Origin of the sequence: Enterococcus sp. M190262, assembly GCF_005843965.1 — a bacterium.
In the GTDB taxonomy this organism is placed as follows: Bacteria; Bacillota; Bacilli; order Lactobacillales; family Enterococcaceae; genus Enterococcus_D; species Enterococcus_D gallinarum.
The window spans coordinates 2,944,725-2,958,737 of the sequence record NZ_CP040461.1 but is presented as its reverse complement, the minus strand read 5'-3'; the positions used below and the strand labels follow the sequence as shown (position 1 = coordinate 2,958,737).

Sequence of the window (14,013 nt, the reverse complement as noted above, 5' to 3'; positions counted from 1 at the left end):
CTAATTCTCCCATCTAATTGTGAAGCAGGTTAATTCCAGCTATGGCACATAATGAATATCCCAAGATCTGCCTATCAGACGGTCGGGGTTCAGATTTCTGTGTGAAACAAGAATCCGATCTTTGCAAATTAATAACAGGCGCAAAAGATTAAAATATTACTAGATAAAATTAAAAAATACTTTATTCTTATTGTGAATAAAATTGCAAAAAGAAGAGAATATTGTCAAAAAAAATAGTGTATAGTTTTTTTGTAAGACCATCTTCTTACAAAATAAATAATAAAGGAGGAATGAAATTAATGAAAAAGGTTACTTTAGTAACAACATTATTGCTTGCTCTATTTTTTGGAGCATCAGCAAGTGCAGAAGTAGTTACTGTAAATGTCACAGAAGGAGCAGCAACATTTACTTTAGCTACTCCTGTTGAAACAAAAACTGTAGATTTTGCAGATATTAGTTTCACAGAAACGAAAGCGAATCCGCTAACAGGTACTTTCACGTTATCTGGAACATTAACGAATAAGTCATTTGGAGCAAAGCAAGTAGTGATAACAGCAGCAGTTCCTGGAGAAACCTCAGCACCTGGTTTAACGATTGCAACGAGTGAAGTATTCAAAGTTGAAGCAAGTCAAGGCTATGAAACGACTGAAGAAGGTACTTTTGATTATACAATTGATCCTTCAACTTTTGACAACACTAAGGCAAGTGATTACGTAATCACACTAACTGCATCAGAAGTGACAGACGTCACTCCTTAATCGTATGTTATATCCTAGCTACAAGAATGAATCTTATTCTTTTGGGGTGTTTCTTTTGTTCCTGTGCTTAGGAATATTTTTTTTCAGTCCAGAAGCATTGGCAGAAGAATCGATTGGCTCTTCTTTTGAAGTTCAGATCCAAGCAGACAAGAATTCAAGTATAGTAAAAGATATTCAATTTTCGCCTGATCTGAACCAAAAGTATACTTATACAGAAACTGTTACTAATCATGAAAGTCATGCCATTGAAGTATCGGTTTTTCCTAGTATCGCTGTTTCAACTAGGACTTCAATGACTTATGTTGCGGAAACAAACAATTTGCTAAATAAAGATTATGATTTAAAGAAGTACGTAAAACTCTTACCAATTGAAGGTAAATTGGGAGATGGTCTTTTAAAAATAGATGCAAAGCAAAGCAAAAAAATCAAAATCATAATTAATGTAAATAAAAAGATTATTGGGGAAGTATTAGGTGGAATCAATTTCTCTCAAGCAATTGGTTTACAAGAAAATAAAGATTCCGTAAATGTTCAGCAAGTTTATCAAAAAGTAATCGTTGTTCGCTTGAAACAAAATGAATGGGCTCAAGAAACAAAACAGATCATTGGGGACTTTAAATTTACGATTACAGGAAACGCAACGACTCTTTCTTATTACCTTTACAACAAGAATCCACTTGTTACTTATGCAGAAGGTGGCTCCTATCGAGTAATCAATCCTGATCAAGAGATCATAGCTGAAGGGGAGATAGAACAAGAGAAGATTGTGCTTTCACCGTATATAAAAACAATGTTTGAGGCGCCATTGTTAGATAAAGCTGAATTGATGTCTGGGGAGTATCAATTTGTTTTATCCGATGGCGAAGATGAGACGATAACGTATTTTAATTATACGAAAGAAGAAATTGATCAGTTTATAGAGGAGACTACAGATCTTAGTAATAATGTTACAGTGAAGTCAAAAGTCAATCTTTGGTTGATCATCGCCTTATCACTAGTTTTATTTTTGCTTATTTTTTCGCTTGTAAAATTGCTAAAAAAATAAGAAAAGTTTAGGGACGTACTTCGCCTCTAAACTTTTCTTGTTGCTTAAAAGTCCGCTTCTGTCATCTGTTATTAGAAAAGCACTTGCTGAAATTTTACCTGGCAGTTTTTATTTCCTCAAAGAATTGTTTTATTTGTTTGATACAAATTGTCTTCGCGAGTTCTTTTATATCGGAACTGGAGCTTTTTAATTTTGATAAAAGAAAGTGTTCACTCATGAGTAGATTAAATGATTCGCAATCATTGTAGATTAGCTCATTTTAGTTTAAACATACCTATCATCCTAGGGCGACAATTCTCAGCGACGACCAGAGGTTCTTATTTTTTATCACTATTTATCTAAAAAAACTATTTCCACCGATAAAAAGAGTATCTTTTCATCTCAATAGGTAACTGTACTTAATAATTGTTTCGTTTCAGAGATAGACAAAATTATCGAAGTAACTATCATTAAAAAGGAGATCATCATGGATTTATGGAAGTTGTTTCTGACAGAGAGGCAAGAACAAAAATTAAACTTGTTAGAGGATATTATTTCAAAGACTGAAACATCAATTGATGAACTAGCTTGTAAGCATTCGCTGACTAATCGCAAGGTGAAGTCATTGATTATGCAGATCAATGAGGATTACATAGTAGAACTGAATATAACCGACTCACTCATTAAATTTGAAAATAGATTATTTAGACTTTCTGATGTAGAGACCCCAGAAACTTTTACGTCTTTGTATTCAAGTATAAAGATACAGTATATTAGACAAAGTTCTGTTTTCCAAGTCCTGAATTACTTTCTTAAACATCGAAAAGTAGGGATGGTCAAGTTATCAATGCAATTTAATTATAGTCAGTCCTATTGTTACAAATTAGTCAATAAAGCAAACGATATCATTCGAACGATTGGAGTCGATTGCCAGATTAGAAAGAAAATGAATTATTTAGTTGTGGAAGGTAAGGAAAGCCAGATACGAGTACTTTCTTATATTCTGAATACACATTCTTCGACATTTGCTGAGGACAATTATTATAGTTATCATAACGAAAAGAATGTAACGAGGATCAAGCAAGAGAAACTTTCTAGAATAACTAGAGTTTTTATGGATGCCCATAAAATAGGAAGTTATACTGATATAGATTCAAAAGAGGAGACGGCTATAAGCGACTGTTTATATGAAGAAATCCGACTAGGATTTTGTCAGACTTTTTATCCGTTAGATAAAAAGATCAATCATTCTATTTATCAGTCAGAAAAATTCTTTTACTATCTTTTCGCTATTTATTTCTTTCCAGAATATTTGACATCTGAAATCTGCGAACGATTGGGGGAGCGATTAATGAAATTATCTGGAAATCCTATCGTAGATCATGCATGTGAAGCTTTGAAGAAAATGGAGGAGAGTTACAGTATCCCTGCCAACCTTCATAGCACATTTGTTTTTCATCTTGTATATCGTTTTTTGATCACGGATAAGCTGAGTTTAAGTTCCTTCTTTTACCACGAAGATAAGAAATTGTTGTTGAACGATAAGTTTCTAAAAATAAAAGAGATGATAAAATCAGTTTACAAAAAAAGCATAGCGGAAAGAGATTTGGATATATTTAGTACACAACTAACAGAGCTACTATACTCCTATGTTGGACATGTGATGGCGGAACCTTTGAATGTCATGATTAATATTACCTATCATGCCAACTATGTAATGTTAGTAAAAAATTATATAACAGGTGTATATAAAAAGGAAACTGTAACTATGGTAGAAAACCTTGCAGAAGCAGATATCGTTATTTCTGATCGATTCGTTGAATCAAAAAAGAATCAGTGTTTTTTCTTTCTTGAGGATATCCATAACATTGAAACATGGAAAAGGTTAGGGATATTTATCAATGGGAGGATCATCGAACGGCGAATTCGATCTGAAAGTGCCTCAAAAATTAGCTAGGATCGATCTGTTGATTGAGTCATGGCACAGATGCTTTTGCTTAAAGATTGTTTGTTTCGTAGGGGCAACGATAAATAAGTCAAAAAAATATATCTATAAAAGAGGGCTGTGACAGTCATCTTTTATAGATATTTTTTATAGTGATTTCATTGGTATTAGGTTTGCGAAGAAAGCGATTTTTGGATAGAAATTTCTACAATATCTGGCATTTCAATAACTGAGATCGTTTCAGGTTCATAAGAACCAGGCGGTAATTTTTTCAAGAAGTAATGTTTGATTTCTTCAATTTCGGTAGGTTTGATTGCGCGTTTTTTGTTGATCAGCAATATTTCGTTGTGATTTGGGGCAGAAGTAAAGATGACTGTGATGTCTCCGGCAGTATATACTTTTACCATTTCAGCATCGGTATTTTCAAGCTGATTCATAACTAATCGAGAATGGCTGTTTGTCACATTGATCAATTTCACCATACTCACCTCACATTCTATGTATTTTTACTAATATTATAGGGCGTTTTTTTTAAAAAGAAAAGCCAGACAGCTTGAAAACCTTGGTTTTTTTGAGGTTATTCAGGCGTCTGGCATAGAAATCTAGACAAATAAGGTACGATGTCTGGCTGTTGCGAGGATTTTACTCATCATCAGATGGCTGTTTTTCTTGTTCCTTTGGCTCTTCGGGTGTGTCAACAGTTTTTGCTGTCACAATGATTTTGTCTTCAGAATCCAAAGTTGCTTGTAGATCATGGACTTGAGGATGATCAAGATAAAATTCTGCGATACCATCTTCGATATGATCTTGAATCGTTCGGCGTAATGGGCGAGCCCCCATCGTAGCACTATAACCAAGCTCTACCAATTTTTCTTGGACATTTTCTGGAACTTCAATATGCAATTTTTGATTGGCTAAGGTTTGATTGACATCTGCGAGCATCAAAGAAACGATGGATAACAGATTTTCTTTGCTTAATGCTTTGAATTCAATGATGCCATCAAAGCGATTCAGAAATTCTGGTGTGAAGTAGTTATTTAACTGATTCAAGACAGATCGTGTGACACCTTCCCGGGCTGCTCCAAAACCAACATTGGCTTCTACTTTTCCAGTGCCGGCATTACTTGTCATGATGATCAATGTGTCTTTGAAGCTGACCGTGCGTCCTTGAGCATCAGTTAAACGACCGTCATCCAAGATTTGCAAAAACATATGCAGAACATCAGGGTGAGCTTTTTCGATTTCATCTAAAAGAATTAAGCTATAAGGGTTACGACGGACTTTTTCCGTTAACTGTCCAGCTTCTTCATAACCAACATAACCAGGAGGAGAACCAATCAGTTTGGAGACACTGTGTTTTTCCATGTATTCTGACATGTCAAAACGAATCATTGATTCTTCAGAGCCAAACATTTCATAGGCAAGTTGTTTAGCAAGTTCTGTTTTACCAACACCAGTTGGTCCGACAAAAAGGAACGAACCGATCGGACGGCTTTGTTTTCCTAATCCCACACGATTACGACGGATCGCTTTAGCAACTTTATCGATTGCTTCATCTTGTCCGATTACATGCGATTTCAGATCTTGAGCTAAGTTTTTCAACTGAGTTTGTTCTTTTTCTTTGAGTTCGCCAACCGGAATGCCCGTCCGTTCTTCAACGATTTGCTCCATATCCTTTTCGGTGATCACGGGTGTTTCTTCTTCACTGATTTGACGTTCTTTCATTTTTTGCAGCTTATTGATTTGATCTCGGTAGTAAGCAGCTTTTTCAAAGTCTTCTTCTCTAGAAGCAGCTTGTTTTTGTTCTTCTGCTTCTTGCAATTTCTTGTCGATTGTTTTCGGATCGACAATTTGAATAGTCAGATTTTTTTTCGAGCCGGTCTCATCCAGAAGATCGATTGCTTTATCAGGCAAGAAACGGTCTTGGATGTAGCGATTGGAAAGGGTAGCAGCAGCTTTGATTGCCTCATCCGTATATCTTACATGATGGTAATCTTCATATCGAGGCTGTAATCCTTTCAAAATACTGATGGTTTCTTCTACAGAAGGTTCATCGACTCGGACAGGTTGCAAACGACGTTCTAAAGCTGCATCTTTTTCAATGATGCGATATTCGTTCAATGTCGTTGCGCCGACCATTTGTAATTCGCCGCGAGCCAATGCTGGTTTCAGAATGTTTCCAGCGTCCATGTTGCCATCACCAGCAGCCCCTGCGCCCACGATCTCATGGACTTCATCAATGAATAAGATGACATTTTCGGCTTGTTTGATTTCTTCAATCAATTTTTGGATCCGCTCTTCAAATTGTCCGCGAATACCCGTTCCTTGAACCAGTGACGCAACATCTAAGCGAATCACTTCTTTATCCATTAGTTTTTGAGGAACGTCACCGTCGACAATTTTTTGTGCCAGACCTTCCACGACAGCGGTTTTACCTACACCAGGCTCACCAATCAATACAGGATTGTTTTTCGTTCGGCGATTCAAGATCTCGATCACCCGACGAATTTCATCGTCACGTCCTACGACTGGATCGATCCCGCCGTCTCGAGCTTGTTGTGTGATATTGATGCCGTATTCGCCTAAAAGACCAGAAGGTGCTTGGCCATTGCGCGGAGGTTGTCCGCCGATTATGCCATTTCCTCCAGTTTGAGTTGGAGGCGTTTGTTCATAAGGTGAATTTCCTTGTTGCATTTGGCGAGACATTTGTCGAAAAAGGTCATCAAGATTTCCGAAGCCGAAGGGATCCTGAGCCATTATATTTGTTGGATTTCCAGATTGTGCTTTTAATTTTTGGTAACAACTTTGACAATAATCGAGTTGTTTTCTTTGACCATTGACATTGGCATAAAGATGAATAGAAGCTTCATTTTTACCGCAGTTTTGACAAAGCATATGTTCACGACCTTTCTTATCATTTGCTCATCTATCATTCTACCGCGATTTTTACTCATGGTAAAAAGATACACTTGCAGATTCGGTGAATAATTGTCAGCAGCGTCAAAAATTTCATTGACCTTTACTGACCATAACTTTATTATACAATTTTTTTTTCAGACTGCAAGGATTTCAGCTTTGATGGCGGAAACAACTTTTCTCTGAAAAAAGAATCGTTTATAATGGAGAAGATGAAGAGGTGATAGAGATGAATGAAAATCGATTTGTTGAACAAATTGAACAGTTGCGCTCTGGAGAAATCGACGAATTGCTGGTAGAACAATCCGAATTTCTGCTATTTCGAGAAGCATGGTTAAAATTGGAAGACCGCATGAAATTTGTCGGCGAGGCTGGCTTGAATGGCAAGATCATCTATCGGTACCAACCATAAAAACAAATATAGGTTCATTTCAGTCGTTTTCTTAAGAGAAAACGGTTGTCTATCAGAGAAAAAAATGGTAATCTTAACAGTTGAAAGGGCGTTTTTTTGAGTCTGACAATTGACTGAGTCAAAAAAAGCCTTCACCACAAAAAAACCGTATCATAAAGGAGATTGATCAATATGGAAAAGAAAGATTTTCACGTAGTTGCTGAGACAGGGATTCACGCACGTCCAGCTACTTTATTAGTACAAACAGCAAGCAAATTCAACTCTGATATCAACTTGGAGTACAAAGGTAAATCAGTAAACCTTAAATCAATCATGGGCGTTATGTCTCTAGGTGTTGGTCAAGGTTCTGACGTTACAATCACTGCTGAAGGTGCTGACGAAGCAGATGCAATCGCTGCAATCGTTGAAACAATGAAAAAAGAAGGTTTGTCTGAATAATGGTTGAGATGCTAAAAGGAATTGCTGCTAGTGATGGTGTAGCCGTTGCCAAAGCCTACCTGTTAGTACAACCTGATTTATCTTTTTCAAAAGTAAATGTTGAAGATACGGCAGCAGAAGAAGCTCGTTTAGATGAAGCACTAGCAAAGTCAACAGCGGAATTGCAACAAATCCGTGACAAAGCAGCGCAATCTTTAGGCGAGGCAGAAGCACAAGTATTTGATGCTCATTTAATGGTTCTGTCAGATCCTGAAATGATCGGACAAATCAAACAAAACATGGCAGATAACAAAGTCAATGCAGAAGCTGCATTGAAAGAAGTCACTGACATGTATATCGGCATGTTTGAAGCAATGGATGACAATGCATACATGCAAGAACGTGCAGCGGACATCAAAGACGTTGCGAAACGTATCTTGGCACATTTGCTAAATGTGACGTTGCCAAATCCTTCAATGATCAACGAAGAAGTTGTTATCGTTGCTCACGATTTGACACCAAGTGATACTGCGCAATTAGACCGCAACTTCGTTAAAGCTTTTGTAACTGATATCGGGGGACGTACCTCTCACTCAGCAATCATGGCTCGATCTCTTGAAATTCCTGCAATCGTAGGATCAAAAGAAATCACAGCTAAAGTGAATGCTGGTGATATTCTGGCAGTTAACGGAATCTTAGGAGATGTTATCATCAATCCTACTGAAGACCAAGCTGCTGAATTTATTGAAGCAGGGAAAGCTTACGCGGAACAAAAAGCAGAATGGGAAAAATTGAAAGATGCTCAAACCGTTACAGCTGACGGCAAGCACTTTGAATTAGCTGCAAATATCGGAACGCCTAAAGATCTTGAAGGTGTTCACAACAATGGTGCAGAAGCTGTCGGTTTATACCGGACAGAATTCTTGTACATGGATTCTCCTGATTTTCCTACAGAAGATGACCAATATGAAGCATACAAAGCAGTTCTTGAAGGAATGGCTGGTAAACCAGTCGTTGTTCGTACAATGGACATCGGTGGGGACAAAGAACTTCCTTACTTGAAATTGCCACACGAAATGAACCCATTCTTAGGCTATCGTGCATTGCGTATCAGTTTGTCTGAGTTGGGTGACGGCATGTTCCGTACACAACTTCGTGCGCTGTTACGTGCTTCTGCTCACGGAAACTTGCGTATTATGTTCCCGATGGTGGCAACATTGAAAGAGTTCCGTACTGCGAAAAAAATGTACGAAGAAGAACGTCAAAAATTGATCGATGAAGGCGTAACTGTCTCTGAAGATATTCAAGTAGGTATCATGATCGAAATTCCTGCAGCAGCTGTCTTAGCTGACAAATTTGCCAAGGAAGTAGACTTCTTCAGTATTGGTACCAATGACTTGATCCAATACACAATGGCTGCAGACCGTATGAATGAACAAGTTTCATATCTTTACCAACCATATAACCCATCTATTCTACGTTTGATCAAAAACGTAATCGATTCAGCACATGCTGAAGGTAAATGGGCTGGTATGTGTGGAGAAATGGCCGGCGATCAAACTGCTGTGCCACTTCTAGTCGGTATGGGCTTAGATGAATTCTCTATGAGCGCAACTTCTGTACTTAAAACACGGAGCTTAATGAAACGCTTGTCAACAACTGACATGCAAGAATTAGCAAAACGTGCTTTGGAAGATTGCGATACGATGGAAGAAGTAGTCGAATTGATCAATCAATATGTAAAGTAGTTAAAAGTTAGCAGCAAGCGAATTCGCTTGCTGCTTTTTTTGTGGTCTGGGAGCGAACAGTTTTGTCATATTGTTTTGATGACCTTTGATAAACCAGCTTTTTGACGTATGATAGAAATCAATACAAAAACTAGGCCTTGAGTTGGAGGGTGATCTCGTCTAGCTATGTTATACTAGATGTAACAGTTTAGAAGGAGGAATCTCGTTTGAAAGTACTTCTCTATTTTGAAAGTGAAAAGCTTTTAGAGAAATCTGGTATCGGCAGAGCACTTGCGCATCAGCAACGTGCACTGAGCAGTATCGGTGTTGAATATACATTAGACAAACAAGCTGATGATTATGATATACTTCATATTAATACGTATGGGATCAATTCGTTGAATCAAATCAATAAAGCAAGGAAACAAGGCAAAAAGGTAATTTACCATGCGCATTCGACTGAAGAAGATTTTCGAAATTCATTTATCGGCTCAAACCAGTTATCGCCATTATACAAAAAATATTTGATCAATTTATATTCCCGAGCCGATCAATTGATAACCCCAACGCCCTACGCAAAAGAACTTTTGGAAGGGTATGGCATCAAGGTACCGATCTGTGCGATCTCTAATGGGATTGATTTGGACAAATATCGTCCGGAACCAAAAAAAGAACAGGCTTTTCGCGACTATTTCCAATTGTCGGCGGATCAAAAAGTGATTATTTCTGTTGGCTTGTATTTTGAGAGAAAAGGAATTGTCGATTTTGTTGAGATTGCTCGCCGCATGCCAGAGTATACTTTTATTTGGTTTGGACATACACCTATGTATACGATCCCTAAAGCGGTTCGAGATCTCGTGAAAGAAAACCATCCTGAAAATGTTATTTTTCCTGGCTATATCAAAGGAGATGTCATTGAGGGGGCCTATTCTGGAGCAGATCTGTTTTTCTTTCCTTCCTATGAAGAAACAGAAGGGATCGTTGTGTTAGAGGCGCTTGCTAGTAAGCAGAAAGTTCTAGTGCGTGACATTCCTGTTTACCATGGTTGGTTGCAAGAGAATCAAAATTCTTATATGGGACGGACAGTTGATGAGTTCGTTGAACAAATTGCTAACATCGTAGAAGGTCGTGTACCAGATTTGTCAGCTGCCGGCTATCAAGCAGCTGCAGAACGGAGTATTGAAGAAATTGGAAAAGAGTTAAAGAAAGTTTATCAAAGCGTTTTAGAAGAAAAACCCGTTGATTGACGGCAAGTTTGGAGGTACCGTTGTGAAAATCGGATTTTTTACAGACACATATTTTCCGCAAGTGAGCGGTGTAGCGACATCGATCAAAACATTAAAAGAAGAGTTGGAAAAGAAGGGCCATAAGGTCTATATCTTTACGACTACAGATCCAAATGCAGAAATGGATGAGGAAGATATCATTCGTATGCCTAGTGTGCCTTTCGTGTCTTTCAAAGACCGTAGAATCGTGGTGCGGGGCATGTGGTATGCCTATTTGATTGCGAAAGAGTTGGAACTAGAACTGATTCATACCCATACTGAATTTGGTGCGGGACTACTGGGAAAAATGGTGGGACGAAAACTACAGATTCCTGTGATTCATACCTATCATACAATGTATGAAGATTATCTGCATTATATTGCGAAAGGAAAAGTTTTGCGACCTACACACGTAAAGTATTTCTCTCGTCTGTTTGCCAATCATTCTACTGGGGTTGTCTGCCCGAGTGAACGGGTCATCGATACACTACGCAGTTATGGCGTTGTGTCGCCGATGCGCATCATTCCCACTGGTATTGAGGTAGAGAAATTTCGCCGTCCGGATATCACTCTGGAAATGAAACGAGCCTTGCGTCAAGAATTGGCGATTGAAGAAGACCAGCCGATGTTATTATCATTGAGTCGTATTTCTTATGAGAAAAATATCCAAGCGATCGTTGATGGACTGCCTGATATTCTAGCAGAAATTCCTTCAGCCAAATTAGTGATCGTGGGCAAAGGGCCTTACAAAGAAAAATTGGAAGAAAAAGTTCAAGAAATGAACTTGTCTGACCATGTTCATTTTGTTGGAGAGGTTGCAAATGATGAAGTAGCCATCTATTATCATGCAGCAGATTTCTTCGTCAGTGCTTCTACTTCAGAGACACAAGGACTGACGTATACAGAAGCAATGGCAGCAGGTACGCCTTTAGTCGTTGAAGGCAATGATTATTTAAATACATTGATCGATGATCCATCTCTTGGTGTGACCTTTGACACCGATCAAGATTTTGCTTCTGCATTTATTCATTATTATCAACAGCAGATTCCTAGGGATGAAAGTGTCTTAGCACGAAAAATGTATGAAATCTCTGCGGCACACTTTGGTGAATCGATGCTTTCTTTTTACCATGATATGATCGCTTACTATGAGACAGAACGCCTAGACAAGGAAACCGAAGAAACATTGAAAAGATTCAAAGTCAAATTGAAATCATTTAAACGAACAATTGATTAAACATTATTGCAGTCAAGTTCACGTTTTTAGCGTATACTAAAGACGTGAATTTTTTTATTTTTGGAGGTATGACTATGAAGCTAGGTTTTATTGGAACGGGTGTCATGGGCCAATCAATGGTCGGTCACTTTTTAGCAAGCGGACATCATGTAAATGTGTATAATCGTACAAAAAGCAAAACAGACGAATTAGTCGCTAAGGGAGCGGTTTGGTGTGATACGCCTGAAATAGTTGCTGCTGAAAGTGAAGTTGTTTTCACAATGGTCGGCTATCCTGCAGACGTTGAGGAAGTTTACTATGGAGAAAAGGGAATTTTTCAAACCGATGTCGCGGCAAAATATTTAGTTGACTTTACAACTAGTACGCCAAAATTAGCAGAACAAATCTATCAAACGGCAAAAGAGCAAGGTGCGGCAAGTATTGATGCGCCAGTTTCTGGTGGTGACCTTGGAGCAAAAAATGGAACGTTGACGATAATGGCGGGTGGTGACGAGGAAGCCTATCAAAAAGTTGAACCACTATTTGAGATTGTCGGAAAAACGTGTCATCTTCATGGCTCTGCCGGCAAAGGCCAGCACACAAAAATGGCCAATCAGATCATGATTGCTGGCACGATGACTGGAATGACTGAGATGCTCGTCTATGCCGATAAAGCAGGTTTAGAACTTCCGCAAGTCATTGAGACATTATCTGGTGGCAGCGCCGCAAACTGGTCATTGGCCAACTACAGCCCCCGTATTTTGAAAGAAGATTTTTCACCTGGTTTTTTTGTCAAACATTTTATCAAAGATTTAGGTATCGCACTTGATGAAGCAGCGAAAATGGGACTGGATTTGCCAAGTACGGCTTTGGCAAAAAAAATGTACGATCGCTTAGCGGAAGCTGGCTATGAAAGTGATGGGACTCAAGCCCTGATTAAGCTTTGGTGGCAAGATGGAAAAAAATCTTAAAATGACAAAATAAATTGTAAAAAATCAATGCAAGATAGAATATGATTTGATACAATATAACGGACAGAAAAAGGAGGCTTACGAATGAAAAGTTCGCAATTAGTCGCTATCATCAAACGTTTAGAAGCGATGGTCGAAGCGCAAGACAACGAGGTTCAAGTTCGCCGTTTCGAAAAAGAAGGCGTAGAAAAATGCACAGTGACCTACGATAACACCACAGAAACGTTTGAGTTAACGGAAGCAGAGTCAAGTCAGCCTTATCAATTTGATAATATTGATATTGTAGCCATGGAAATTTATGATTTGATCCAATAAACGTATCAGCGTTCAGATGAAAAATGCCATACGCATTGCCAGCGTTCCTCTTTAAGGAGCGCTGGTTTTTTGTTGCAATCATTTGAGCGTTTAGGTATTTGAGAGCACAAAATTTAATTGTCTTAACTGGCGCAAAATTATATGTAGAGGGTCAAGGTCTGTTGGCAGCAATCGTTTAGCTGTTGTTAAAGGTGCTGGAACAAAAGCATCAGAGGTTGATACAACTTCGCTATGAATGATTTGTCCAAAAGAGAGTTGATAGACTTTTACTTGTGATGAATCGGCAGCAAGAGAAGCTTCAAGAGAGGTTTCAAGAGGAATCTCAAAACGAACTTCTGGGAGAGCGATCAGAGTATTCACCTCGAGAATTTCTCGATAAAAGGATTGAAGCAATTTTTTTTGGTACAGTAGTTGATCAGCCTGTTCAAAAAGTAACTGTTCCGCAAAATAATGCAATCGTTGGTCGAGATAACGAAATATTGTCTTGCTTTCTGCACGAAAGAAAAGTTTCAGCTCATTCAGTTTTTCTTCCAAAGGAATAGTTTGCATCAACGGCAACTGTTTGGACAACGAGAGAAGTTTATAAGGATTGACAGAAGGTAATTGATACGTTTCTGTCAATATCTCAATGATTTCCGGCAATTGCTTGGATCGGCGAAAAGGTCCTATTGCATCCTCTGCTCCCTCATTTGTTCGAACGATGTTTCCTGCATCAAAGCGGATGTATTGGTAATTAAGAAAGTTGGTCATTTGACGGTTATAAATGGGACGATGTTGCTGAATCAACTGACATTCTAACAATAGCGCATCGAGTTCTGTGTCTACGAAAATTGTTTCGAAATCTACGACATTGTGAACTAAACGCAGAATCTTGTTTGTATGCTGTGTATTTTTGCGAAAATAAGAAGAAACTCGTTGTTTCAATTGCTTAGCTTTTCCAACATACAGAATTCCGCCATGAGAATCTTTCATTAAATAAATCCCAGGTTTTTGGGGTAACGCATTTGCTTTTTGCTTTAAGTATTCGATCCGTGCGTTGATGTCCAT

At 38.3% G+C, this 14,013-nt stretch carries 13 protein-coding genes; 10 read left to right on the top strand and 3 right to left on the bottom strand.

Annotated elements, in window-relative coordinates; genetic code table 11:
- Nucleotides 1-299: 299 nt before the first annotated feature.
- The 3 genes from FE005_RS13985 (at nt 300) to FE005_RS13975 (ending at nt 3,739) form a co-directional block, all read left to right on the top strand.
- The gene (locus FE005_RS13985; RefSeq protein ID WP_113849597.1) at nt 300-758 is read left to right on the top strand and encodes a hypothetical protein; all 459 of its coding nucleotides are present in this window, start codon (nt 300-302) and stop codon (nt 756-758) included.
- Between the two features lie 55 nt (nt 759-813).
- Nucleotides 814-1,803 carry a DUF916 domain-containing protein gene (locus FE005_RS13980; protein ID WP_175413558.1) on the top strand — a complete coding sequence of 330 codons (990 nt, stop codon included), beginning with the start codon at nt 814-816 and terminating at the stop codon, nt 1,801-1,803.
- Between the two features lie 466 nt (nt 1,804-2,269).
- Complete coding sequence (locus FE005_RS13975; protein ID WP_138372030.1) at nt 2,270-3,739, top strand: helix-turn-helix domain-containing protein; 1,470 nt, start codon at nt 2,270-2,272, stop codon at nt 3,737-3,739.
- 155 nt (nt 3,740-3,894) lie between these two features.
- Here the strand turns inward: FE005_RS13975 and FE005_RS13970 are convergent, their stop codons facing one another.
- Nucleotides 3,895-4,206, bottom strand: a complete 312-nt coding sequence (locus FE005_RS13970) for a DUF1827 family protein (RefSeq protein WP_029486733.1) — start codon at nt 4,204-4,206, stop codon at nt 3,895-3,897.
- 163 nt (nt 4,207-4,369) lie between these two features.
- Nucleotides 4,370-6,622: an ATP-dependent Clp protease ATP-binding subunit gene (locus FE005_RS13965; RefSeq protein ID WP_138372029.1), complete on the bottom strand. Its 2,253-nt coding sequence runs from the start codon at nt 6,620-6,622 to the stop codon at nt 4,370-4,372.
- Nucleotides 6,623-6,872: 250 nt separating this feature from the next.
- Here FE005_RS13965 and FE005_RS13960 point away from each other — a divergent pair, with 250 nt between their 5' ends.
- From FE005_RS13960 to FE005_RS13930, 7 genes are all read left to right on the top strand, one after another.
- Nucleotides 6,873-7,055, top strand: a complete 183-nt coding sequence (locus tag FE005_RS13960) for a hypothetical protein (protein ID WP_005471251.1) — start codon at nt 6,873-6,875, stop codon at nt 7,053-7,055.
- 171 nt (nt 7,056-7,226) lie between these two features.
- Nucleotides 7,227-7,493 (top strand): phosphocarrier protein HPr, encoded by a 267-nt coding sequence (locus FE005_RS13955; RefSeq protein ID WP_003126335.1) that lies wholly within the window; start codon nt 7,227-7,229, stop codon nt 7,491-7,493.
- On the top strand, nt 7,493-9,220 hold the full coding sequence (gene ptsP / locus FE005_RS13950; RefSeq protein WP_003126336.1) for a phosphoenolpyruvate--protein phosphotransferase: 1,728 nt from the start codon (nt 7,493-7,495) through the stop codon (nt 9,218-9,220). The genes FE005_RS13955 and ptsP overlap by 1 nt, the downstream gene beginning before the upstream one ends.
- Nucleotides 9,221-9,426: 206 nt before the next feature.
- A complete protein-coding gene (locus tag FE005_RS13945) occupies nt 9,427-10,446 on the top strand; it encodes a glycosyltransferase family 4 protein (RefSeq protein WP_138372028.1) in 1,020 nt (339 codons plus the stop codon).
- A 22-nt stretch (nt 10,447-10,468) separates the two neighbouring features.
- Complete coding sequence (locus FE005_RS13940; protein WP_113850300.1) at nt 10,469-11,701, top strand: glycosyltransferase family 4 protein; 1,233 nt, start codon at nt 10,469-10,471, stop codon at nt 11,699-11,701.
- Nucleotides 11,702-11,775: 74 nt separating this feature from the next.
- Nucleotides 11,776-12,651 (top strand): NAD(P)-dependent oxidoreductase, encoded by an 876-nt coding sequence (locus FE005_RS13935; RefSeq protein ID WP_138372027.1) that lies wholly within the window; start codon nt 11,776-11,778, stop codon nt 12,649-12,651.
- Nucleotides 12,652-12,735: 84 nt separating this feature from the next.
- Nucleotides 12,736-12,966: a YkuJ family protein gene (locus tag FE005_RS13930; RefSeq protein WP_003126341.1), complete on the top strand. Its 231-nt coding sequence runs from the start codon at nt 12,736-12,738 to the stop codon at nt 12,964-12,966.
- A gap of 90 nt (nt 12,967-13,056) precedes the next feature.
- Here FE005_RS13930 and FE005_RS13925 read toward each other — a convergent pair whose 3' ends face one another.
- Nucleotides 13,057-14,013: a GIY-YIG nuclease family protein gene (locus tag FE005_RS13925; protein ID WP_113849600.1), complete on the bottom strand. Its 957-nt coding sequence runs from the start codon at nt 14,011-14,013 to the stop codon at nt 13,057-13,059.

Coding starts and splice junctions, on each gene's coding strand:
- FE005_RS13960 (WP_005471251.1), top strand. CDS start 6,873: ATGAATGAAAATCGATTTGTTGAACAAATTGAACAGTTGCGCTCTGGA.
- ptsP (WP_003126336.1), top strand. CDS start 7,493: ATGGTTGAGATGCTAAAAGGAATTGCTGCTAGTGATGGTGTAGCCGTT.
- FE005_RS13930 (WP_003126341.1), top strand. CDS start 12,736: ATGAAAAGTTCGCAATTAGTCGCTATCATCAAACGTTTAGAAGCGATG.
- FE005_RS13965 (WP_138372029.1), bottom strand. CDS start 6,622: ATGCTTTGTCAAAACTGCGGTAAAAATGAAGCTTCTATTCATCTTTAT.
- FE005_RS13975 (WP_138372030.1), top strand. CDS start 2,270: ATGGATTTATGGAAGTTGTTTCTGACAGAGAGGCAAGAACAAAAATTA.
- FE005_RS13985 (WP_113849597.1), top strand. CDS start 300: ATGAAAAAGGTTACTTTAGTAACAACATTATTGCTTGCTCTATTTTTT.
- FE005_RS13955 (WP_003126335.1), top strand. CDS start 7,227: ATGGAAAAGAAAGATTTTCACGTAGTTGCTGAGACAGGGATTCACGCA.
- FE005_RS13925 (WP_113849600.1), bottom strand. CDS start 14,013: ATGGACATCAACGCACGGATCGAATACTTAAAGCAAAAAGCAAATGCG.
- FE005_RS13935 (WP_138372027.1), top strand. CDS start 11,776: ATGAAGCTAGGTTTTATTGGAACGGGTGTCATGGGCCAATCAATGGTC.